Origin of the sequence: Prochlorococcus marinus str. MIT 0918 (assembly GCF_027359415.1) — a bacterium.
GTDB lineage: Bacteria > Cyanobacteriota > Cyanobacteriia > PCC-6307 > Cyanobiaceae > Prochlorococcus_E > Prochlorococcus_E marinus_C.
In genome coordinates, this window is record NZ_CP114780.1 from 1,318,171 (window position 1) to 1,341,541 (window position 23,371).

At 31.7% G+C, this 23,371-nt stretch carries 19 protein-coding genes; 15 read left to right on the forward strand and 4 right to left on the reverse strand.

Going from position 1 to position 23,371, the window contains the following annotated elements:
• Positions 1–139: 139 nt before the first annotated feature.
• Positions 140–757, reverse strand: a complete 618-nt coding sequence (locus tag O5636_RS07140; RefSeq protein WP_269622123.1) for an alpha-1,2-fucosyltransferase — start codon at positions 755–757, stop codon at positions 140–142.
• Between the two features lie 347 nt (positions 758–1,104).
• On the opposite strand from O5636_RS07140, the gene O5636_RS07145 reads away from it, so the two are divergent.
• From O5636_RS07145 to O5636_RS07200, 11 genes are all read left to right on the forward strand, one after another.
• Positions 1,105–2,688, forward strand: a complete 1,584-nt coding sequence (locus O5636_RS07145; protein WP_269622124.1) for an ArnT family glycosyltransferase — start codon at positions 1,105–1,107, stop codon at positions 2,686–2,688.
• A gap of 83 nt (positions 2,689–2,771) precedes the next feature.
• Complete coding sequence (locus O5636_RS07150; RefSeq protein WP_269622125.1) at positions 2,772–4,160, forward strand: glycosyltransferase; 1,389 nt, start codon at positions 2,772–2,774, stop codon at positions 4,158–4,160.
• 4 nt (positions 4,161–4,164) lie between these two features.
• Entirely contained in the window at positions 4,165–5,115 is a 951-nt protein-coding gene (locus tag O5636_RS07155) for a lysylphosphatidylglycerol synthase transmembrane domain-containing protein (protein WP_269623553.1), read from the forward strand.
• 18 nt (positions 5,116–5,133) lie between these two features.
• The gene (locus O5636_RS07160; RefSeq protein ID WP_269622126.1) at positions 5,134–7,563 is read left to right on the forward strand and encodes a hypothetical protein; all 2,430 of its coding nucleotides are present in this window, start codon (positions 5,134–5,136) and stop codon (positions 7,561–7,563) included.
• A gap of 45 nt (positions 7,564–7,608) precedes the next feature.
• Complete coding sequence (gene gmd, locus O5636_RS07165; RefSeq protein ID WP_269622127.1) at positions 7,609–8,733, forward strand: GDP-mannose 4,6-dehydratase; 1,125 nt, start codon at positions 7,609–7,611, stop codon at positions 8,731–8,733.
• Positions 8,730–9,755 carry a GDP-L-fucose synthase family protein gene (locus O5636_RS07170; RefSeq protein ID WP_269622128.1) on the forward strand — a complete coding sequence of 342 codons (1,026 nt, stop codon included), beginning with the start codon at positions 8,730–8,732 and terminating at the stop codon, positions 9,753–9,755. Before gmd ends, O5636_RS07170 begins: the two co-directional genes overlap by 4 nt.
• Before the next feature lie 122 nt (positions 9,756–9,877).
• Complete coding sequence (locus O5636_RS07175; protein ID WP_269622129.1) at positions 9,878–10,996, forward strand: hypothetical protein; 1,119 nt, start codon at positions 9,878–9,880, stop codon at positions 10,994–10,996.
• A 61-nt stretch (positions 10,997–11,057) separates the two neighbouring features.
• The gene (locus tag O5636_RS07180; protein WP_269622130.1) at positions 11,058–11,990 is read left to right on the forward strand and encodes a hypothetical protein; all 933 of its coding nucleotides are present in this window, start codon (positions 11,058–11,060) and stop codon (positions 11,988–11,990) included.
• A 7-nt stretch (positions 11,991–11,997) separates the two neighbouring features.
• Entirely contained in the window at positions 11,998–12,921 is a 924-nt protein-coding gene (locus O5636_RS07185; RefSeq protein ID WP_269622131.1) for a glycosyltransferase family 2 protein, read from the forward strand.
• Positions 12,922–12,951: 30 nt separating this feature from the next.
• Positions 12,952–13,788 (forward strand): glycosyltransferase family 10 domain-containing protein, encoded by an 837-nt coding sequence (locus O5636_RS07190; RefSeq protein ID WP_269622132.1) that lies wholly within the window; start codon positions 12,952–12,954, stop codon positions 13,786–13,788.
• 407 nt (positions 13,789–14,195) lie between these two features.
• The gene (locus O5636_RS07200) at positions 14,196–15,320 is read left to right on the forward strand and encodes a THUMP domain-containing class I SAM-dependent RNA methyltransferase (protein WP_269622133.1); all 1,125 of its coding nucleotides are present in this window, start codon (positions 14,196–14,198) and stop codon (positions 15,318–15,320) included.
• Here O5636_RS07200 and O5636_RS07205 read toward each other — a convergent pair.
• Together O5636_RS07205 and O5636_RS07210 are read right to left on the reverse strand one after the other, a co-directional pair.
• Positions 15,317–15,706 (reverse strand): phage holin family protein, encoded by a 390-nt coding sequence (locus O5636_RS07205; protein WP_269622134.1) that lies wholly within the window; start codon positions 15,704–15,706, stop codon positions 15,317–15,319. The two genes, O5636_RS07200 and O5636_RS07205, sit on opposite strands and share 4 nt — an antisense overlap.
• Positions 15,706–16,170, reverse strand: coding sequence for a DUF883 family protein (locus O5636_RS07210; protein ID WP_269622135.1), 465 nt, complete (start codon positions 16,168–16,170; stop codon positions 15,706–15,708). Before O5636_RS07210 ends, O5636_RS07205 begins: the two co-directional genes overlap by 1 nt.
• Positions 16,171–16,413: 243 nt before the next feature.
• On the opposite strand from O5636_RS07210, the gene O5636_RS07215 reads away from it, so the two are divergent.
• From O5636_RS07215 to O5636_RS07230, 4 genes are all read left to right on the forward strand, one after another.
• On the forward strand, positions 16,414–16,545 hold the full coding sequence (locus O5636_RS07215) for a hypothetical protein (RefSeq protein WP_269622136.1): 132 nt from the start codon (positions 16,414–16,416) through the stop codon (positions 16,543–16,545).
• 271 nt (positions 16,546–16,816) lie between these two features.
• Entirely contained in the window at positions 16,817–17,182 is a 366-nt protein-coding gene (locus O5636_RS07220) for a hypothetical protein (protein ID WP_269622137.1), read from the forward strand.
• Positions 17,183–17,259: 77 nt separating this feature from the next.
• Complete coding sequence (gene smc / locus O5636_RS07225) at positions 17,260–20,859, forward strand: chromosome segregation protein SMC (RefSeq protein WP_269623554.1); 3,600 nt, start codon at positions 17,260–17,262, stop codon at positions 20,857–20,859.
• Positions 20,860–20,920: 61 nt separating this feature from the next.
• Entirely contained in the window at positions 20,921–22,015 is a 1,095-nt protein-coding gene (locus tag O5636_RS07230; protein WP_420063761.1) for a PRC-barrel domain-containing protein, read from the forward strand.
• A gap of 57 nt (positions 22,016–22,072) precedes the next feature.
• On the opposite strand, the gene O5636_RS07235 is transcribed toward O5636_RS07230, so the two are convergent.
• The gene (locus O5636_RS07235; RefSeq protein ID WP_269622138.1) at positions 22,073–23,359 is read right to left on the reverse strand and encodes a glycosyl transferase; all 1,287 of its coding nucleotides are present in this window, start codon (positions 23,357–23,359) and stop codon (positions 22,073–22,075) included.
• Positions 23,360–23,371 lie beyond the last annotated feature (12 nt).

A 23,371-nucleotide genomic window follows, 5' to 3' on the forward strand; every position in this document is an offset into this window, starting at 1 on the left:
AAACATGATTATTCCTTCTTAGACAGCAGGCAGGCCAGTTCTTTGGCTGTTCTTATAATTTCAATTTTTACTGAATTATTTTTTGTAGTACAATTTTATTAGAAAAATTATACTTATTTTTTTTAATTTCGATATAATTTTAGATTGTAAAATCACAATTTTTTAAATCGTTTAATATTTTTTGATTATCTTCTTGATTCTTAAACCATGTACTTGGAAGTATTAGAGATGGTCTTTCCTCTTTTTGATTATAGCTTTTTAACCAGGATAACATTCCAGCACATAATGAAAATGTTGAATTAGTTCCAATAATATGTCGAAATGAAGCCATTTCTTTTAAATCGTCAATAGCATTATTAGTTGGCATGATTTCAAATAAATCTTTAATTTTTTCATATTTTTTCTTTTTTAGATATTCAGTTACGATCTCATTAGAATCAGTAAATATAAATACTTTACTTTTTGAGTTTATTAAATTATGATACTCGATAGCTTTATTTAATTGCATATCTATTGATTGGAAACCATAAATAGATTTATTTTGAGATTTGATATAGTCTCCATTTCTTATATGTAAAGCAATCATATCTTCAGATTTGAAAGGGATTAAATTTAAAGATATTTCATTGAATACAAATTGCCAAAAGGTAATAGCATTTTTACTAAAAGCTTCTTTTCTTTGAAAATAACCATATATCCAGACATTATCTTCTTTTTTTACAATTGATAGCTTCTGGCATATATTTTCATTATTCATTGTATCAGTAATTATATTATTGTTTGATTTTTGCTTGTAAAATCTAATTAAATCAGGAATTTGTTTATAAGCTTTCCTTTCTATAAAGTACTTTTGTATAATTGAGCAATATTTTCTATAAGTCGTCTTTCTAACTAAAGAAAGATATCTATTGAATAAGATAGGGTTAATTTCTACATTTCTTTTGCTATAAATACTTAGGGTTTCACAATATGCACATTGAATTAGTTGATTGCCTAAGCCTCCTTGCAAAAGTAAAATGCATTTATTTGCCATTTTAAAAGGTTGTTTAGGAAATTCTACTATTTTCCCATATTACATAGATATCATTGATCTTTTTTCAAAAGATGGATTTTAATAAAAAAAACTACTTTTTACATTTATTAGACAAGATAACTTTAAAATTTTTATTCTATATCGGATTACTATTTCCCATATTATTTTACTTTAAAGAAAGAAGTTATATTGCTCAAGATGAAGGTTATTATGCACTTCAAGCTAAATGGATAATAGATAGTGGAAATTGGATAGCACCTATGTGGTGGGATAGTATTATTTATGATAGAACAATTGGTATACAATGGTTGATCGCATTTTCTCAAAAGTTATTTGGTGATAGTATATTTGCTGCGCATTTACCATCATTAATAGCTGGAATTATAACTTTATTTTTTAGCTATAAAATAGCCTATATTATTAAAGGAAAAAACAATGCAATTATAACAATTTTTATTTTAGCAACAACTTTTCTATGGGTAGATAATTTACATTTAGCAACGCAAGATATGTCATTATTAGCGTTTGAACTATTCGGGATATTTTCACTATTAAAATATCAAAATACATCTAAAGCTATTTGGACCTTTTTTGCAGGGTTGTCAATAGGACCTGCAATTATGTTGAAAAGCTTTATGATAATTTTACCTATACTAGCTATATTACCATACATTATTGTATGTCAGAGAAAGATTTTATCTTCATTATCTTTATGGTTGGGAGTTCTTTTAGGAATAATACCATTTGCTAGTTGGTTAATTTTAAGTATTCAAGAATATGGATTGTCTAATGTTTCAGGATTAGTTAATAAAGTCTATTACCTTTCATATTCAGATTCTTATAGTGGCTCTTTTCTTTATTATTTTTGGAACTTTCCTGCGAATACATTTCCTTGGATTATATTTTGTATTATAGGTTTGATTACGAATCAGAAAATATCTAACCATTCAGCAAGACTATTATTAACTTCATACCCCCTAATCTTATTCTTACTCTTATCATTATTTAAAACTAAAACATCTTATTATTCACTTCAGATGGTACCTTTTATGGCAATTAATGCGAGTATAGGAATTCAATATGTGTTTTCCAGTGAATTTAAATACAAAAAGTGCTTATCAATCCTCTTTATATCATTTGGCTTGATCTTTATTTTAGCCAGCTTATTTATTTTAATTAATACCTTTATTCATGCTTTTAATTTTCATTATATAGATACTAAAATAGTAATCCTTTTATTGAATTGCTTAGGTTTCCCATTTTTATTATTTTCAATAAAAAATCTTAGTAGCAAGAGAATCTTTTTACTACTATTAGCTCCATATTTAGCATATAGCATAATAGTACAAAATGGTTTTCTGACTAATCGAGACCCTCAAATCAAACTTGACCTTGTAAATAGTCTTGTTGTTAATAACCATACAATTAACTTTATACTTCCATCGCAATTTGATGAAGATTCCTTTAAAAAATTAGTTAAAGTAGCTTTATATACTCCCACTCATGGATTGGCTTTAAGAACAGTTGATTCAATTAATAGAAATCAGTATGCATGGGTTCACTATAATTCTCTTATTGCAGAAGATATGAGTGACATTGATATTATTTATAGGAGTGAGTCTATAAGGCCTTGGATATTGATTCAAAAAAGATAACATCTTTGAAAAAGTGATAAGTAGTCCTTGATTTCGTCTCATCAATAATCTATGATATTTAATAGGTAAAGATATCTTCTGATATGTCTAGAGACAAACGAGATTATAAGAGGATAAATAGAATATATTATAGAGATCTACAACAAATCCATCAATTACTCGTACCCTCAGGGTTAAGAGTTTTAGAAATTGGTAGTAGATATGGCGATACACTCGCTTCCTTTGATCCCATTTATGGAGTGGGGGTAGAGCTTGACACATATAAATATCAAAGAGCTAAAGAACAATATGAAAAGCTTAATTTCTTTAATTTAAGTCCGGATAATTTGACCCCAGAATCAATAGAATGTTTAGAACCTTTTGATATAATTATTTTAAATAATGTTTTAAATACAGCTAAGGATGTTCATACATTATTAGAAAATATACATAAGTTTAGTCATTCTCGTACTCGCTTGATTATCAATTTTCATAATTGGCTTTGGCAACCTTTTTTGAAGATTGCAGAAAAGATTGGACAAAGGGAGCCCCAACCTCCAGAAAGTTGGCTTACACCTGGCGATGTCAAAAATCTTTTAGATTTGTCTGGTTGGCAATTATTTAAGCAAGGGCATAGATTTATTATCCCTAGGCAAATCCCTTTGGTCACTTCTTTTTTTAACCAGTATATAAGTCAATTACCATTTATAGAGCATTTAGGATTAACTCATTGGATGGTAGCGAAACCAAACCCTAAGCCTATAGAAAAGCCTTCAGTTAGTGTGATTATTCCAGCACGTAATGAAGAAGGAAATATTACATCTGCGATATCAAGATTATCAGAATTAGGGAAATTTACTGAGGTTATTTTTGTAGAAGGGCATTCTACAGATAATACTTGGTCTGCTATTAGCAATTTAATAGATAATTATAGGGGTCCTTTGAGGCTTTCTAAATATCAACAAACAGGTCGTGGGAAAGCAGATGCTGTATGGCTTGGTTTTGAAAAGGCTAAAGGTGAAATACTTATCATTTTAGATGCTGATTTGACAGTGAGGCCTGAGGACCTTTCTAGGTTTGTTCAAGCTTTGTCTGAAGGTACTGGAGACTTTATTAATGGTTGCCGATTGGTTTATCCTAGAAGTAAGATAGCAATGCCATATTTGAATACTTTTGCTAATAGGTTTTTTGCAGCTATTTTTTCTTGGTTGTTAAGGCAACGCATTAAGGATACTTTATGCGGAACAAAGGTGTTGTGGAATAGTGATTATCAACTTATTAAACAGGGAAGAAGTTATTTTGGAAATTTTGATCCTTTTGGTGATTTTGATTTGTTATTTGGAGCAAGTAAATTAAATTTAAAAATTGTAGAGCTTCCAATAAGGTATCAAGAAAGAATTTATGGGGATTCAAATATTGCTCATTTAAAGGAAGGTTTGATTCTTGGAAAAATGTGTTTAATTGCGGCTAAGAAACTTAGATTTACACCTTAAATTGATGCGTCTTAGTAATATATTTAGAATAACTATTTTAGCAATAATACTTTATACCTTGGCAGCTTTCATTTTTGGTTTTATTGAAATCCAAAATTCAATGTCATTGATTCCTGTTTCTTGGTGGTTCTCTTTTTTATCTCTTCCTTTATTTACCCATGTAGTCTTAGCATTCCGATGGCATTATCTACTTTTATTTTTATCTTCAAGATTATCCTTTTTTCAATCATGTAATATATATATATCAGGATTAGCCTTAATGGCAGCTCCAGGGAGAACAGGAGAACTTATTAGAGCGCTTTGGTTAAATAAAAATTATCATATGTCTAAATCAGTAGGTTTAGCAGCTACGTTCTCTGAACGTCTTTCAGATTTGATTAGTGCACTATTAATTATGTTCCTTCTTTTATCCAGTAACAAACAAATATTTATTTTTATCACCCTACTCATGTTAATTTTTTTATTTTCAAGACCATGTAAAGATATTTTCAAAAAAATTATTTTAACACTATCTCAACTCAGCATATTTTCTTTTCTGAATAATAAATTGGTTCCTAGCTATACTAATATGTTTTTGAACTTTAGGAATGTATTATCTTTGCGAATACTCCCTTTAACTATTTTATTTGGGATTATTATTTGGTTATTTGAGTCTTTATTTGTATATTATTTATTTATAAAATTAGGCGTCAACATTGATTTTAGGGAATCTGTAATTATCAGAACTGGAATGGGGCTAGGAGGAGCACTATCTTTTCTTCCAGCAGGACTAATTACGAGTGAAGCCTCAGCTCTTGCAATTTCTTTGGCTTATGGATCTGGCAGAAGTGAAGCTATCGTTGTTACATTAATTATTCGATTATATACTTTATTTGTTCCTTTTTTAATTGGTTTGATAGTTTTGAATTTAAATAAGCAACTAAGTCTTGAAATCCCTAACATCTCTTCTAGATAAAAAATTAATCACAAATCAATGAATAGATATTTTTATATTAAATCATCTGATTTCTTAATCTTATTATTCATTTTAACTTTTTCTTTTTTAATTGACTATACCTGGTCTTCTTTACATGTAGCTCCTCCTGCTTGGGACCAAGGGTTTCATTTAAGCCAATTATATAGAATGGCATATTTATTTAATGATTTCAACCTTTTAGATTCTGATTGGTGGCAAAAAATTTGGTCTATTTCTACAACATATAGAGGCCCTTTAACTTATATGATATCTGCTATATTCTTACAATTTTTTGAATTTAGTTATCGTAATGCCATTCTTTCAAACTTTTTTTTTAATGTAGTATTTATTTTTTCTATTTTTTATTTAGGAAGATTAATTAAAGATAGATCCACAGGTTTATGGTCATCTTTTTTGTGTTCTTTTACCCCTGCTTTGTTAACTCAAAGAACTGATTATTTAATCGACTTTAGTTTAACTTCAATTATCACCTTCACTTGGCTAATAGCATGTATTTGGTATTTAAATAAGGATAATTATAATTATATTTATTCTATTTTATTAGGAACTTCTATAGCTGCTATCTTCCTTATAAGGCCGACTTCTATTTTCTTTTTTTGGATTCCAGCTTTAATCACTATTGTCCTGGTTGGAAAATCCTTGCTTAGATTGCATCTAAATTATATTTTTCAGATATTATTAGCATCTTATTTTTTTCATATAATAACTCACCCTTGGCTGTCTAAAAATTGGTTGACTATTTTGACTAGTTTAAATAATGCTCGAAGATGGGGAGTGTTATATCAGGAAGGGTTAGAGGCCAACTCTTTAGATGGGTGGTTATTTTATCCAAATCTAATTCCAAGAATGTTTGGAATCAGTGCATTTTTATTTTTAATAGCCTTTACTTTAGTTTATTTATTCACTAATAAACGATCCAAAAGAATTATTTTTAAATATTCGCATTTGACTTATTTATGGTTTCTAAGCTTTCCAATAGGAGGACTGCTAATAGCTATTATTATGACTACAAAGGATTACAGGTTTATTTTACCTATATTTCCTCAGATATGTATTTTATTGTCCATACTCCTAACTACTATTAGTTCTTACTCTTATTTCAATATTTATTCAAGAATAATATTTATTTCTTTAATTATTCAAGGGTTGATTTGGAATCAGTTTGGCGTGGGAATTCCATTAACAGGATTTCCAAAGCATTCACCAGACAAGATTAATTATTGGCCTTTAGACCAAATTGTAAATTCAATTAGGACAGCTAATCCTTACCAAGATTCAACCCTAGCTGTTTTACCAGATAGTATTGGTTTAAATGCGTTTAACCTAGAAGCTGAAGGTATTAATCAAAAGCCTTTTGTTTATTCAAGACAAATAGTTAGCAATGAAAAATCTATTTATAATGATCTAATGAACTTTGATTGGTTTATTATCAAATCAGGTGATCAAGGTACTATGAGTAATCATATTCAAGAAGAACTAAAAAATAAGCTATTAGATTCGTCTGATTTCTTTCTTTTTGACCAATGGGATTTACCAGATTTAAGTCAAGCATTTTTATATAGAAGGCATCAGGCTTCTATTAATGTCTTGCCAATTGAATGTGACTCTTCTCAACCCAATGTAAAATTTGAAGCTCTCAAAGGAGGATCTAAAACTATTGTTAGTGGATTAATTTCTAAATTAGATAGAAGTAATCTAATTGTTACTCTAAAAGGTCAAAATGATTCATGGAGAGCTGATCAACCAATTGGAGAAGGTACTCTGATAGATGATCCCACTTCCAACAATTGTGTTTCTATTATTCAACAATTTAAATTAGATTTGCCGGATGAAGCATATGATTCTAGCCTTATTCCTTCGATAAGCTTATTAGCTAGGAATAATAATAAAATCATCCTAGATAATATAGAATTAGATTTAGTTCAGTTAGAGAAAACCAATGATAAACTTAATCAATATAAGTTAGCTAATAATCATATTGCAACTTTATATTATATGGGTAAGCTCTTAAAATTAGGGAGGTTTGATGAGTTGTTTGATTTAGTAGGTCAAACTAATCAAAGCGATGCTGATCAATCTTATTTAAGCAATGGTGAGTTAATTTTACTATATAGATTAAATAAGAATCAAACCTCACTCGATGATATATATGCCTTAGCTTTAGCACAAATACTACAAATTAAGATTCCAGAATCATTGAATACTTTAAGTCTTTTGACTAAAGAAGACCCAAATAATAAATTTGTTTTTATTGCCAAAGCTGTTGTAAATCTGTACCAATTTAAGCCTAAGCTCGCTATGACTTCCATTAATAGAGCAGAGAGCCTTGCTCAAGATTCTGAATCGCTAGAGATTCTAAAGTCTTTAAAAATTGTTTCATCACTTATGTCATTTGATCTAGTTAAACTATTTCATTTATCAAATTAATTCTACTTAAACAAATATGATAAACTTAATTTTACGATTTATTCAATGAGTGATTTGAGTAAGAAAGCATTAATAACTGGTATTACAGGGCAAGATGGTAGTTATCTCGCAGAACTATTGTTAGAAAAAGGCTATGAGGTTCACGGACTAAAAAGACGATCTAGTAGTTTTAATACAAGTAGAATCGATCACTTATATCAAGATCCACATGATCTAGAACCTAGTTTAATTCTTCATTATGGGGACTTAACTGACAGTACAAATCTGATTAGAATAATTCAGCAAATTGAACCTGATGAAATATATAATCTAGGAGCACAAAGTCATGTTGCAGTAAGTTTTGAAGCCCCTGAATATACAGCAAATTGCGATGGGTTAGGAACACTACGCATTCTCGAAGCCGTTCGCTTATTAGGTTTAAAAAATCATACTAAGATTTATCAAGCTAGTACTAGTGAGTTATATGGTCAGGTTCAAGAAATTCCTCAAAGTGAAAAAACACCCTTCTATCCAAGAAGCCCTTATGCAGTAGCAAAATTATATGGATTTTGGATAACCGTAAATTATCGCGAAGCCTATGGTATGTATGCGTGTAATGGAATACTGTTTAATCATGAGTCTCCTAGAAGAGGGGAAACCTTTGTGACGCGTAAAATTACAAGAGGCTTATCTCGAATTGACGCTGGATTAGATAAATGTATTTATGTAGGAAATTTAGAATCCTTGAGAGATTGGGGCCATGCTAGAGATTATGTTGAAATGCAATGGCTAATGCTTCAACAAGACCAACCTCAAGATTTTGTAATTGCTACTGGCCGTCAAGAAAGTGTTAGACATTTTATTGAATTAACTGCTAGAGAATTGGGATGGGGTAATCTTCAATGGATAGGAGAAGGACTTCAAGAAATTGGAAAACGTCAAGATAATAATGAGATAGTAGTTCGGGTGGATCCACGATATTTTCGACCGGCCGAAGTAGAAACTCTTTTAGGTGACCCCACGAAGGCCCATGAAATTTTAGGGTGGAAACCCAATACATCTTTGGAAGAACTTGTTGCAGAGATGGTAAAAGTTGATAAAGAAGAAGCTGCTAAAGAATCTTTATTGTCTAAAAAAGGTTATTCCATAGTTAGCCCTATGGAATCACCCCCATCGAATTCTGCAAGGTGAATTTAACTTTAAAAACTATTGATTCGATAGAGTTAATTAATAAAGAAGAAAGTATTTTTGTAGCTGGCCATCGAGGTATGGTCGGTTCGGCCATTTGTAGATCTTTTAATCGTAATGGTTTTAAAAATCTATTAACTATTGATCGTCGAAATCTTGATTTGCTGAATTCACAATTAGTAGATGCTTGGTTTCAAAAGTATAGGCCTTCCATTGTTGTACTTGCTGCAGCGAAAGTAGGAGGAATTGAAGCTAATAGAAGTTTTCCAGTGGATTTTATTTTGAATAATCTTCAGATACAAAATAATGTAATTAATGCTTCTTGGAAATATGGGGTAAAGAGATTACTTTTTCTTGGTAGTAGTTGCATTTACCCAAAATTTTCTGAACAACCAATTAAAGAAGAAGCTCTTTTGACTGGCCCTTTAGAGCCTACTAATGAATGGTATGCAATAGCTAAGATTACAGGTTTAAAACTTTGTCAAGCCTTAAGAAAGCAATATAACTTTGATGCAATTACTTTAATGCCAACTAATTTATATGGTCCTGGTGATAATTATCATAAAGACAATAGTCATGTATTACCTGCAATGATTAGAAGGTTTTATGAGGCTTATAAAAGAGGAGATGATTCTGTTACCTGTTGGGGTACTGGTACCCCTTTACGTGAATTTTTGCATGTAGATGATTTGGGTGATGCCTGTTTATTTGCTTTGCGATTTTGGAAACCTGAAAGTATTAACGCACCTACTTTTTTGAATGGTCAGAAATTATCTTATTTAAATATTGGTACAGGTGTAGATTTAAAGATTAAAGAACTAGCAGAAATTATTGCTGAAAAGATAGGTTTTTCTGGTTCAATAAAATGGGATAACAGTAAGCCAGATGGTACTCCTAAAAAACAATTAGATGTAAGTAGAATAATGAGTTTAGGATGGAAACCTAAGATTAGTCTTGAGAAAGGGATTGATCACACTTTAAAAGATTTTCATAATCAAATAATTAATCAAAATATTAGAGAATGAATCATAAGATAGAAAAAAAATTTTTATTTATAATCCCATTATTAACGTCTTTTATTACCTTTTCAGTTGTTGAATTATTATCTTTTTCCTTATTGAAGGTATCAAATAAAGGCTTAAAGTCATTGCCTCAAAAATCAATTGACCCTAATGAAAGTATTATTCACAGGACTCATAAATACTTTCGCCTTTCTAGACCTGATCCATATAAGGATTCAAATTATTTTGATTGGTTTATTAAACAGACATGGAGCAATGATAATCCTGAATGTGAGACCAAGCAATTTCACGATGGAAAGGGTTATAACTTAAGACAACAAAATACTCCTTTTTGTCAGGGGTTTACTATACAGGATGGATGGAGAATTACTGCTTATAAAAATAAAGAATACTCTAGGAATATTTATATATATGGTGGATCAACTATAGAGAGTAGTGAGGTGATAAATAAATATACAATTCCTTCTTATTTGCAACGTTTTCTTACCCTTAATGATTATTTAGATTATGGAGTCCATAATCGAGGATTTACCTCTGTAGTTACAAGTCAACAGAATGATTTTCTTTTAAGAACTCCTCTTAAAAGCGGTGACATTGTTATTTATTATGATGGAGGTAATAATATTTGGAATGGTGTCGCCAATGCAGATCCAAAAGGTACAATTATAGGCTCTAATAAAAAAAATTATTGGATCAATAGTATTAAGCTATTAGTAGTTAATCTTCAAACTTATAAACTTTTTTCTCAGTTAAAAAATCAGAATAATGAATCTATTATATGTGATGGATCCCAAATACCAAACCTAGCTAGTTTGCTAAATCGTTCAAACCAAAGTTTTGATGTATATAAAAATGATTTAATTAATGCACGAAAAATTAGCCTTGATAGAGGCGCTAGCTTTATTCATTTTTTTCAACCCAACCTGTTTTCTGTGCATGAATCTAAACATACACCATATGAAGTTAAATTAATAGAGTCTAGTCCTTCAGAGATGATTCCATGTGGTGCAAAAGAATATCTAACAACAGGTACCAAAGTCTTTCAAAATAGACACAAGGAGTTAACTGAATCTGGAATTATATCCATAGATTTATCTAAACTATTTAGAGGAGATAATAATAAAATATTTCCTCACGAGATATTTTTAGACTTTATTCATGTAACAGAAAAAGGAAATCAAAAAGTTGCAGAAGCTATTTTTAATTATTTATCTATAAATGGCTTGCTTACGAAAAATGAATAGCATTAAATTGAATTTTTAAAATTTTGTATCACGCTATAATTAATTAGAATAAATTATTTCCTTGAAATATCTTTCAGATTTACCTAGTTTGATCTCTAAACCCTCTAGTATTATTTATCACGGTTTAGGTGCCATAGGTGGAGGGGAGATAGTTGCTGAAAAAATTATCGATTTATTTAAGATAAGTCAATCTAATATTTATACTCATCGCTTAAATATACTAATCTTATTAAGACACATTTTTAAGAAGACTAATGGCCGACCTTTTTGCTTATCTGGTCCTCGGGATATACCAATTATAATATTTGCATTTTTATGTATTAGAAGAGCAGATGTATATTTACAAGTTCCTTATCATCTTTCTATAACAAGAAATCGTCCAATACATCTTTTTTCAGTATTAATTTATTTATTATTAGTCAATTTTTGTTCTAAAACTGTCCTTGTAAATTCTTCTAATACTGGTAAATATGTTTTATTTAAGAAGACGATTGTAGTTTTACCTATTCTTAATTCTGATTTATATAACAGAAGTCTTGCAGTAACTATAAACCCTAAATCATCTTCCAAAAAAGTTATTACCCTTTCTTGTAGACTTGAATTAGAACAAGGCTCTCCTTCTAAAGATATACCTTCAATATTAAGACTATCTAATGAAGTATCTAAGTATAATTTGGATAATAATATTCAATGTGAAATTATTCACTTTGGCTTTTGTCATGAGTCTATTAAGCAGATCTTATTAGATGCTTCTTTAGGAAGCATTAAGTTTTTTGATTATGATCCTTTATGGCTTAATCATATCTCTAATACGGTTGTATTTCTTTCTCTCTATGAAGGCTTTGGACTAGCCCCATTTGAAGCTTCATGTAGAGGAGCTAATGTTTTTGTGAATGAGGCTTTTCCCAAAGAATTATTAGAACTTGCGCCTAATATTCATAGGATTGTTTCCAAGGATTCTAAAATCTCTATATTATCTCAATTAAAATTATAAGATACTTATGAATAAAATAATATTGAATCCTTTAGTATCAGTAATTATTCCAACCCTTAATCGTGCCCATACATTGCCCAGAGCTATAAATTCTATTTTAGATCAAACCTATACTAATTGGGAATTAATTATCATTGATAATTATTCTTCAGATAATACAGATGAAATTGTTTCTACCTTTAAAGATAATAGAATTAATTATTTAAAAAACCCTATTAGACATTTAAGTATATCTCGCAATATTGGAATTCGTGCTTCCAAAGGTTTATATATAGCCTTATTAGATTCAGATGATTGGTGGCTTCCAACTAAACTAGAATTCTCTATTAAAGAATTAAATAAAGGTTATCAATTTATATATCATGATCTTTTCCGTATATATCCTCAGCCAAAACTATTTAATTTTCTTTTTTTTAAAAAGCTCAAAACTAGATCTTTAAAAAAAGATGTTTTTTTAGATCTTTTTTTAAATAGTAATGCTATTAATGTATCCAGTGTCGTTTTTACTAGAGTATTATTTAATAAGGTTAATGGCTTTCAAGAAATTACTTTTCTAAGAAATTGTGAGGATTATGATTGTTGGCTTAGGATGGCTTTACAAACTAATAAATTTAAACGGATTAAAGAATGTCTTGGTAACTATGAAATGGCTCTAGATAGCATGAGTAATGACAAGTTACGAATTATAGCATTTGAATATTTATTATCAACATATATTAAATACCTACCCTCTTATCTAGGAAGGGAGCCAGGTCATATATATAGTTCTTTAGCTATTAGTTATATGAGAGTAAATAATTTTAAGAAAGCACTATTATATTCTCGTAAATGTATTTTCTCATCTTCCAATTTATTACCCAAGGTAAAATCTATATCAGTAGTAATTATTGTTCTAATTAAATTCCTTTTTAGACAGTTTTTCATAAAATAATATGGTATAATAGATAATCATCATCATGTTATGTCTCATTGGATTTACCCACTGTGGAACCCATGGGGTGATGATATCTTAGATGTATGGAAGCCCTGGGCTCTAAAACTACCAGATTTTGATAATTACGATGTTAGTATTTCAATAGACAAGGTAAAACACAAGAGAAATGCAGATTTTAAAATACTTTATTTAGTTGAACCTTCAGAGGTCCTCCCTAGGCTCAAGCAAAAGGTATTAAAAAAAGGTAATATATTTGATTTTATTTATACAACTGATAATGATATTATTAATTCATTTGATTCAGCTTATTTATTTGAGTATGGTACGTCATGGTTAAACTTTAATTCATTAAATATTAAAAAAGATAATTTTATTTCTTTTGTCACTAGTAAAAAGAAGAAAACAACCGGACAACGACTAAGGCAAGAAATATATAAACAACTTCTAATTTATAAGCCTTCAAATCCATTCAATTACATTTTACATCAATCACCCCCATTCCTTGCAGATAGAAATTATTTTTTTCAATCTTCTAAATTTCATATAGCCGTTGAGAATTGTAAACAATCTAATTATTTCACAGAAAAAATAATTGATTGTTTTGCTTCTTATACAGTTCCTATTTATTATGGATGCCCAAACTTATCTGATTGGTTTGATATGAATGGTGTGATTTGTTTTGAGACTCAAGATCAATTAACAAAAATATTAGAAGATATAACTGAAGACGATTATTCATCCCGTCTTGATTCTATGAAAAATAATTATATTATTTCGCAGAAATTTCATTCTAAAAATGAAGTTATTCCAAGAATTACTAGTCGTATCTCTAATGATATAAATAATTTATTAAATCCCTCTTAGAGGGTTAATTGCTTCTATTGCAGTGATTTGACTTCGATCAATTTTTGGTGAAATGTGGGGGCATTTCACCCCCTAGGATCATTTGGTTGATAAGGCTGAACTCACCCCATCCCTCTTAAGGGTCAAGCAGCAACAGGGGCTGTTTGACGAGAGAAACTAACGATTTTGTTAGCATTTATGGTTTTGCTCTGACCGAGCAGGTTTCAGTCATACTCCTCGTAACCCGTCGAAACCATTGCAGCCCCGAGATATGGAGCTGAGCGGAATCGAACCGCTGTCCGAGATACTGGTGTGAATCACCTAGTTCATTAAAAATGAACATATTTATTCTTACAGATTTTCACTAGCTATTAATATTGAGTAAAAATAAATTATTAGATTTTCTTTTGATTTGAATCCTAAGGGATATGAAGGTTGTAGCTATTGTTCCACATGGGCTAGAGGAAGCTGCTTGTATAGAGTTAAGCAGTCTTGGCGCTCAAATAGAAAAAAAGAGTAGAGGGAGTATTAGCTTAAGTTTAGATTTAGCATGCTTTTATCGAATTAATCTTCAATCAAGATTACCATTTAGATTTTTAAGAGAGATTGCTCAATTTTTTTGCAATGATAAATATTCTCTTTATTCAGGGGTTCAACATGCATGTGATTGGTCTTCTTTTTTAAATCCTTCAAAAACTTTTAGAGTAGATGTTTCAGGTTTTAAGAATGAATTAAATCATACACATTTTACAGCTTTACAAGTAAAAAATGCGATTATAGATTTGCAAAGAGAATTGTGGGGTGAGAGATCAAATGTTAACTTAGATTCTCCAGATTTTTGTATTCATTTATATCTTTCTTCTAACTATGCAATTCTAAGTTTAGCTACTTCCTCTACTAGTCTTCATCGACGTGGTTATAAATCTCAAGTTGGGATTGCACCTTTGAAAGAGAATCTTGCTGCAGGATTAATTCAAATCTCTAATTGGAATGATTCATTAACATTAGTTGACCCATTATGTGGATCAGCAACATTTTTACTTGAGGCTGCATCTATTGCTAGGGGTATTGCACCTGGCATTGAACAGTCATTTCTCTTTCAAAATTGGCCTGATTTTGATCAAAATCTTTGGAATTCTGAAAAGAGATTTGCAAAAAAACTTTTTTCACCCTATAAAAAGTTACCTAAATTTCTTGGTTGTGAAAATAACTTGAAGATAGCTAATCAAGCCCAATTAAATATTATGAAAGCAGGTTTGGAAAAAGAAATTACTATACAAACTTCTCATTTTAAAGATTTGGAATTTCCTAGCGAACCTGGAGTAATTATTTGCAACCCGCCTTATGGTGAACGACTAGGGAATAAAACAGACTTAGAAGTTGTTTATCATGATTTAGGTCAATTTCTTAAAAAGAAAGCCTCAGGATGGGACTTTTGGATGCTAAATGGCAATCCAGCATTAAGTCAGTTTTTAGGTATGAAAAGTGAGAGACGTTTTCCTATAAGTAATGGAGGTATTGATTGTCGATTTTTACATTATAAAATTCATTAGGTTTTTCCCAGTACTGCTTTAGTCGTTTTTGATATTCCTTCTAATGTTTCTGGAAGATAAGGACCTTTAGTTAGATGTCCTCCTAAACGAAGACTGATACCAGCCAGAGCCAAATCAATACAAGCAAGTATGAAGAGGGCAGATGGTAAAGAGAAATTGAAGCTGCTTTGCATCCATATAATTGTAATTATTTGGATGCCTAATAATGAAAAGAGCATCAATATCCCTCCCATAGCAAGGAAAATACCACCACTAATTAGTCTTCTTTTTTCACGATCCACTTCTTGTAGTGCTATTCGGACATGAAGATCCATTATTGAACTGGCAAGAGCAGTTACACGAGCTGCTGCTCCAAATCCCTTAGAGCGTTGTTGAAAATCTGTCATTAACCTCGTTTCCCTCCTGATAACAGTATTCCTAATACAACACCAATACCTGCAGCAATGCCAATTGCTAGTAATGGTCGTTTTCTTACGGGTGTCTCAATACGGGGTCTTAGTGAGTCATTTAGTTCATCTAAAAGATCTTCTAATTGTTTTTCTATTGGTTCAAGACTTTCAGCAATATTTTTGGTGTGATCACTTGCAGTGTTGAATAGATTTTCAAGTTGATCTATTACCCCTGTTGACGTTATTCCTGAATGAAGTGAGATTACTTTAACCAGTTCATCAAAGCTGCCTCTTGTTGCCTCAAGAGTTTGTTTGGCTAGATCAGGCCATTCTTCTTGAATTTTTGGCAATAATTCATCAAATTGATCACTAAACCACTGATTTGAAAGGTTTTGCTGTTCAGGTAATTTAGTTTCAACTGATGCCTGTGCTTCGCAGGATTCGGAATTCTCTGATTCCATGGTTTCCAAACGGCTATATAAAGACTAATGAGCTCTTGGACTCAAGGGAACCCTTTTTAAGGTTCATTTTTTCAAATCAATATTGAGAGTAGAAATAGAAAAATACCCATAAATTGAGCTATATACAGAATCTGATTAGAGTTTCCTTTTGATTTAATAACATTCAGACGTCGTCTTTGCTTACAATTATTGCTATATGAAGGCTTCTAGTGCTAAAGGTCTTGTGTAACTGTTTTAGTCATTATGGACGTCGGGTTGTCAGCAATGTATTTTGCGTCCAATACCATTCCTACCGATTTGGGTTTAGTTCTTGCATCAATTGCAGGTGCTGGTAGCTTGTTATTGATTGCGTTGAGATTTGTCCCTACTGATTAAATAATCAAAATAAAATTGGTTTTGATATCTAGAATCCCAACTTTATTGAGCTTTTAGCTCTTTAAAGAGATTCTAGTGTTTTGGACATGGCTTCAGATTAATGAATAGAGTTATTAGGAATATTGTGTATAGATTTGGACTGTATAATTCGATTTCTCCCTACTAATACTAAATTTGACTTTAGATTTCCTTTGAAGAGCAAGTTAAAAAATTTAATTCAATACTTTTTTCAGTTTAGAATTAATTTTTAAATAGACTAAGGAAACTAATTTTGAAGAAAAGATGGGTGCTTCTAGAACACACTCTTTTAAAAGATTCACTTGAAGGTTTACATTTTGATTTGTTATTAGAAGATGCAAATTTTTGTCGAACTTGGCGTCTTGAGAGTATTCCTTTGCCTGATGGTCCTCATGTTGGTGCTATTAAAACGAGCCCCCATCAACTTTATTGGCTAAACAGGAATGAATCTCCTGTATCAGGAAACCGTGGATGGGCAAAATGTGTTGATAGAGGTTTTTATTATGGTTATTTACCTCAGAATCAAGATCTTTCTACCTCAATAAGAATTCAGGGGAACACTCTGCAAGGCAATTTGCTATTAACAAATACTTTTTGTCAGCTGTTTGTTTCTTCTTGATTCGATTTCATTTAACTATTTTCACTTGAGCTTCTGAGAAGTTTCGCTAAAGTTTGCTTTCAAGAGTCTTCGTTCTGTTGGTTTACATCAATCAAGTAGACCTAACAAATTTCAAGTCCTTTGGGGGTTCTATGTCTATCCCCCTTCAGGAAGGTTTTACTGTTGTTACTGGGCCTAATGGTTCTGGTAAAAGTAATATTCTTGATGGTGTTCTTTTTTGTCTTGGCTTATCAAATAGTAAAGGCATGAGAGCAGAAAGATTACCTGATTTAGTTAATAGTGCTGTTTTACGAGCAGGGAAATCTGCAGAGACAGTAGTAAGTGTGAAATTTGATCTTAGAGATTGGGTGCCTGACTCAGCTGAAGACGGATTGGAACAATCTGAAGAGGGACCTTGGATTAAGACTGGTCAAAAGGAATGGATAGTGACTAGGCGTTTGAGAGTAATGCCTGGAGGCTCTTATAGCTCTACATATAGTTCTGATGGAGAAACTTGTAATTTACAGCAACTGCAAACTCAATTAAGGCGGCTAAGAATTGATCCTGAAGGTAGCAATGTTGTCATGCAAGGAGATGTTACTCGTGTAGTTTCTATGAGTAATAAAGATAGAAGAGGATTAATTGATGAACTTGCTGGGGTCGCTTTATTTGATAGTCGCATAGATCAGGCACGTTTAAAACTTGATGATGTGTATGAAAGACAGGAAAGATGTAGAATAGTTGAACAAGAGTTGCTTACTTCAAAGCAACGCTTGGAAAAAGATTGTGAGAAAGCTCGCCTTTATAAGGAACTTAAAGAGCAATATCAATTAGTTAAAAAACAAGAATCTGTTTTGATTTTTGAATTAGCTAAACAAGATTTAAAAGAATTAAAGTTACATCAAAAAGATTTAATTGATAGAGAAGTATCTGATCAGAAACGTATTGAAGAATATCAACAAGAGTTACATAAATCAGATCTGAAATTAAAAGAATTACAAAAGGAAGTTAAGTCATTAGGAGAAGATAAATTAATTTCTATTCAGGCTCAGATAGCAGGTTTAGATAGTCAATCTAGAGAACTTGATCGACAGGCTATTAAACATAAGGATGAAGGTGAAGCCCTTCAGGTGAAAAGACAAAATTTAAAAAATTTACAACAGCAAGTTAAAGAAGATAGTTTAAAAAAGACTAAGCAATTGTCTTCTGAAAACATTGATAATGCTCAAAATAATGTAAAAGTTTCTCAAGCAGCTGTTGAGTCATCTCGGAGAAGATTAACTGATGTAGCAGGACGTTCTGGAGAATGGGTCGAAAAATATAAAGAAAGAAATTTAATAAGACAAAAAATTGAAGTAAAGTTGAAGCCACTGCAAGAAGAAAGTCAGCAACTAAAAGAAAGATTGATACAAGTTAATGAAAGATTGGAGGAACTTAAAATCGATCAAGATAGAGATTTAATAGAGAATAAAAAATTAAATAAAGAATTAGCCATTCTTGAAAATGAATGGAATTCAATTTTAAAAATGATTGAAAGCCAGCAAAAAGATATCGACCAATATTCTTCTGAACTTTCTGTTCAACAGCGCACTCGTTTACGTTTGGAAAATGATCAAACTAAACTCGAAAAAGAAATTGCGCGATTAGAAAGCAGAAGAGACACTTTACAAGAAAGTAGAGGTACAGGTGCATTAAAATTACTTTTAGAATCAGGCTTAGATGGAATATATGGACCAGTAGCTCATCTAGGTGAAGTTGATAATCAGCATCGACTTGCTCTTGAGGTTGCTGCTGGAGCAAGGATTAGTCATGTAGTTGTAGAAAGCGATTTGATTGCATCACAAGCTATTGAAGTACTGAAAAAGCGTAAAGCAGGTAGATTGACTTTTTTACCATTAAATAAACTTAAAAGTGCTTCATCTGTTAAAAGTGTTTTTGAGAGACCAAGTTTATCTGATAATCCAAAAAATGGATTTTTAGGTAGAGCTATTGATCTAATTAGGTTTGAAACTATTTATAAAAAGGTTTTTCAATATGTTTTTGGTGAGACCTTCGTTTTTAATAACTTACACTCAGCGCGTACACATTTAGGGTCATTTAGATCTGTCACTCTTGCTGGGGAATTACTTGAAAAGAGTGGTGCTATGACAGGAGGAAGTTTCTTGCATAGAGCTAGTTCTTTAAGTTTTGGTTTAACTAATGATTCTGATGATATAGAACCTTTAAGAAAAAGATTACTTGAACTTGGTGAAACTTTGGTTAAGTCTAGAAGTGAGGAAAATAGATTAATCAACTCCCTTAATCAAGAGAGACCCAAGTTAAAATCCTTAGAACAAAAACAAGCTTCTTTGGATGCTCAGCGCTCTGCATTTAAACGTTCAAATGGTCCTTTGATAAATAGACAAAATGAACAATTAGATCGTTATAATATTTTGAGAAAGTCTAAAGAAGAATATCAAACTCGTTTTACTTCACTTACAAATGAGATTGAACCATATTTACAACATTTAAAAGAATTAGATGCAAAAGAAAATATACCTCAAGCAGATGAACGTAATATTAATATTCATAAGTTACAGCAAGAGCTTCAAGTTGCTGAAACAGCTCTTTCCAAAGCGAAAGAAGAGAGAGATAGTTTGATTCATCAACAACGTTATGAAGAGTTAGCTATTGAAAGACTTGATGGTCAGCAAAAAGCGCTCTTGGAAGAAGAAACGAGATTGCAAGATGCTATTAATTTGTTGGCCGCGCAACATCAAAAATGGCGAGAAGAAAAACAAGGTCTTAGTAAAAAACGAGACAAATTAGAGTTTCAAAAGAAAGAGCTTGAAGAAAGTTTTGGAGAAAAAAGACGCGCTAGAGATGCTGCCGAGCTTGATTTGGCTAATAAGAGACAAAAATTTCAAAATTTTGAATGGAAATTAGAACGTTTGCATGAAGAGATTGAAGCTATTGATGAACAGTTGCGTAGTGGTGAGATTCGCCTCAAAGAATTAGAGAGAGTTTTGCCTGATCCTTTACCTGAAATTTCTCAAGAAATTAGAGATGAAGGATTGGAAAGTCTCCAAAAACAAATAGAGAGCTTGCAAGAAAAGATTGAATCTTTAGAACCTGTCAATATGCTTGCTTTGGAAGAACTTGAGAAATTAGAGGTTCGTCTTCAGGATTTAGTTGAAAGATTGGAAATTTTGACAGAAGAGCGTTCAGAATTATTACTTCGTGTTGAAACAGTTGAAACACTTCGGCAAGAAGCTTTTATGGAAGCTTTTGAAGCAGTTGATGGACATTTTCGTGAGATTTTTGGCAGTTTGTCAGATGGTGATGGTCATCTTCAATTAGAAAATAATGAGAATCCTTTAGAAGGAGGTTTGACATTAGTAGCTCATCCTAAAGGTAAGCCTGTAAGACGTTTAGCAGCCATGTCAGGAGGTGAAAAATCATTAACAGCACTAAGTTTTTTATTTGCATTACAACGCTTTAGACCTTCTCCGTTTTATGCGTTAGATGAAGTAGATAGTTTTCTAGACGGTGTCAATGTTGAAAGATTATCTTCTTTAATCTCAAGTCAATCTGAAAATGCTCAGTTTATGGTTGTAAGTCATCGTAGACCAATGATTGGTGCAGCTTCAAGAACTATTGGTGTAACTCAGGCGAGGGGGGCAAATACCCAAGTGATTGGTTTGCCTTTGGCAGCTTGATATGTATCTGAGCAGTTTATGCGTCAAAATGAATAGAACAGTTCAAATCTAAATCTCTAGTTTGACAAACACACAATTTCCAAACGATTTAGGTGAAATGGTCCCTAGTGAAAGACTCTGGCTTCGTTCAGAATTAATGGGGACTCAAGTAATTACTCGCGATACAGGACGACGCTTAGGTGTGGTTGGTGAAGTTGTTGTAGATATTGATCGAAGAGAAGTTGTAGCACTTGGTTTAAGAGATAATCCTCTAACTAGATTTTTACCTGGATTACCTAAATGGATGCTCTTGGAACGTATTCGTCAAGTTGGGGATGTAATACTTGTTGATTCTGTCGATTCTTTAAGTGAAGACTTTACTCCTGAGAGATATAGCAAAGTTATTAATTGTCAGGTAATCACTGAATCTGGAGAACAATTGGGCAGAGTTTTAGGTTTCTCCTTTGATATTGAAACGGGAGAATTAATTAGTTTGGTCATGGGAGCAATGGGTGTACCACTTTTGGGAGAAGGTGTTTTGAGCACTTGGGAGATTCCAGTAAACGAGATTGTTAGTAGTGGTGCTGATCGAATAATTGTTTATGAAGGTGCTGAAGAGAAATTAAAGCAGTTAAGTAGTGGTTTGCTTGAAAAAATTGGAGTTGGTGGTTCTTCATGGGACGAAAGAGAAAGAGAGCGTTATAAAGTTAATTTAGTGCCTGTAGAAAACCAACTCACTGCAGGGGAAGAACTTGAGCAAAATCAAAAGTTTTTATCAGCTTCCGAAGATATAAGTGTGATTGAGGAAGAGCAAGAGCAACAGGAAGAGGAAGAGCAAGAGTTGGAATATGTTGAATTAGAAGATGAAAGAAAAAGTTATGGTAAACAAGCACGTTATTTAGAAGATTTTCCTCGATCAAATAATTCTGATTTTGCAGATTCTTATCCTGAACAAGATAATCAATTAGAGCCTCAGGAAGAAAATTATTCTTCTCAAAGTACTTCTGATTTGACCTCAAATTTCTCTAAAGGAAGAAATAGAGCCAGTAATCGAAAGGCAATTAAAAACTTAGAAGATCCTTTAGATGTTGAACCAATTAAAATAAAGAGAGAAGAACAAGATGATATTAATTATGATAAATTATCTAATTCTAATGATATCGAAGATCCATGGTAAAGAGATTCAATTACTTTTTAAAAGAAATAGCGAGAATAATACCCCTTATGAATTTTTTTAATTTTCTAGTAGATTTATAATTTCTTCTGTCATTTTTGTTATAGCTCCTTCTTCACCTCTTAGAGCTCTTAAATCCTCTTTTTGCCCTTTTAATCTTTTAGGAGAAGATAACCATCCTTTTGCCTCTATTGCTATTTCTATAGGATTAATTTTGCCAATTCTTTCAGGAACAATCATCTTTTTAGCACTTATATTTGGCCAGGCCATATAATTTCTTTTTCTTAATCTCCAAAGCCCAATAAGTAGGCCTAAGAACCATTTTAGTATAGGGAGTCTTGCAATAATTCCAAGCAGACCGTCCCATGCTTCCATTACATGTAGATGTTGTGTAGGTACAACAACAATCATTGGTGTCCCAAGTGCTCCTAGCTCCGCGGTGTTTGCTCCAATTGTAGTTAAGGCTAAATCACATTGACTTATAAATTCATGAGCAGGATGTTCCTCAATTAAATATATTTTAGTTTCTTGATTAGTGATTAGTTTTTTCCATGGCAGTTTTCCCGTAGCCTGTTCTATATTTTTTATTTTAGAATTATATTGTTTCGAAATAGGATTATTTAAACCACTAAAATATATTATTTCTTTAATACTTGTTGTTGGTGCTATTGGAATAATGAAATTGCAGAATGGTACTTCTCTCAATAAATGATCTGCAACTTCTAAAAAGAATGGTATTCCAACTGAAAGCTTAGCTTTTTTTGATCCAGGTAAGATTGCTATCCATTTACCTTTTGGAAGAGGATTATTATTTTTAGCTTCTTTTTGAAGATCTGCCATTAAATCTCCTACGACAACGCAACGTTGTTTCAGTTTTTTGGGCAGAAGTTGTTTGACTTGGGGAGACATTGCCGCAATTCGATCATTCCAAAAAGGCCATCTTGCTTTCCATTCGGCATAAGTAATATTTTTATATTTAAGTCTTGCGGAGAGTAGAACACTCCAAAACTGATCGCCCCCTAAAAAGACAACCACACCTTGATTTGGCCAAAAGCCATATTTTTTAGGATTAAAGATCAGGTTCCAGAAATTTTTAGCTGAAGTAATTGTTTCGAACTTATTCCAACTTTCAGCGGCCTTTTGTTCGTTTCCCGTTGCATTTGGACAGGGAACTAGAACTAGCCTAAGGCTAATTCTGGCAAATTTTTCGCAAGGTCTCATTGCTAATTGATTATGTAAGCTCTCGACTAGGGGTTTAACCCATGTTGTTAGTTCACCTGGTCCATTAGAAATAATCACCACTACTTGAGCAGGTTTGTGATCTGTAGGAGGTCTTATGGAAGTCAAGGTTTTTAATTA

What these genes read in the sequence shown, in the direction of transcription:
- O5636_RS07190 (WP_269622132.1), top strand. Translation starts at nt 12,952, where the DNA reads ATGTCTCATTGGATTTACCCACTGTGGAACCCATGGGGTGATGATATC.
- O5636_RS07200 (WP_269622133.1), top strand. Translation starts at nt 14,196, where the DNA reads ATGAAGGTTGTAGCTATTGTTCCACATGGGCTAGAGGAAGCTGCTTGT.
- O5636_RS07150 (WP_269622125.1), top strand. Translation starts at nt 2,772, where the DNA reads ATGTCTAGAGACAAACGAGATTATAAGAGGATAAATAGAATATATTAT.
- O5636_RS07160 (WP_269622126.1), top strand. Translation starts at nt 5,134, where the DNA reads ATGAATAGATATTTTTATATTAAATCATCTGATTTCTTAATCTTATTA.
- O5636_RS07210 (WP_269622135.1), bottom strand. Translation starts at nt 16,170, where the DNA reads ATGGAATCAGAGAATTCCGAATCCTGCGAAGCACAGGCATCAGTTGAA.
- O5636_RS07205 (WP_269622134.1), bottom strand. Translation starts at nt 15,706, where the DNA reads ATGACAGATTTTCAACAACGCTCTAAGGGATTTGGAGCAGCAGCTCGT.
- O5636_RS07155 (WP_269623553.1), top strand. Translation starts at nt 4,165, where the DNA reads ATGCGTCTTAGTAATATATTTAGAATAACTATTTTAGCAATAATACTT.
- O5636_RS07185 (WP_269622131.1), top strand. Translation starts at nt 11,998, where the DNA reads ATGAATAAAATAATATTGAATCCTTTAGTATCAGTAATTATTCCAACC.
- O5636_RS07145 (WP_269622124.1), top strand. Translation starts at nt 1,105, where the DNA reads ATGGATTTTAATAAAAAAAACTACTTTTTACATTTATTAGACAAGATA.
- gmd (WP_269622127.1), top strand. Translation starts at nt 7,609, where the DNA reads ATGAGTGATTTGAGTAAGAAAGCATTAATAACTGGTATTACAGGGCAA.
- O5636_RS07215 (WP_269622136.1), top strand. Translation starts at nt 16,414, where the DNA reads ATGGACGTCGGGTTGTCAGCAATGTATTTTGCGTCCAATACCATTCCT.
- O5636_RS07140 (WP_269622123.1), bottom strand. Translation starts at nt 757, where the DNA reads ATGAATAATGAAAATATATGCCAGAAGCTATCAATTGTAAAAAAAGAA.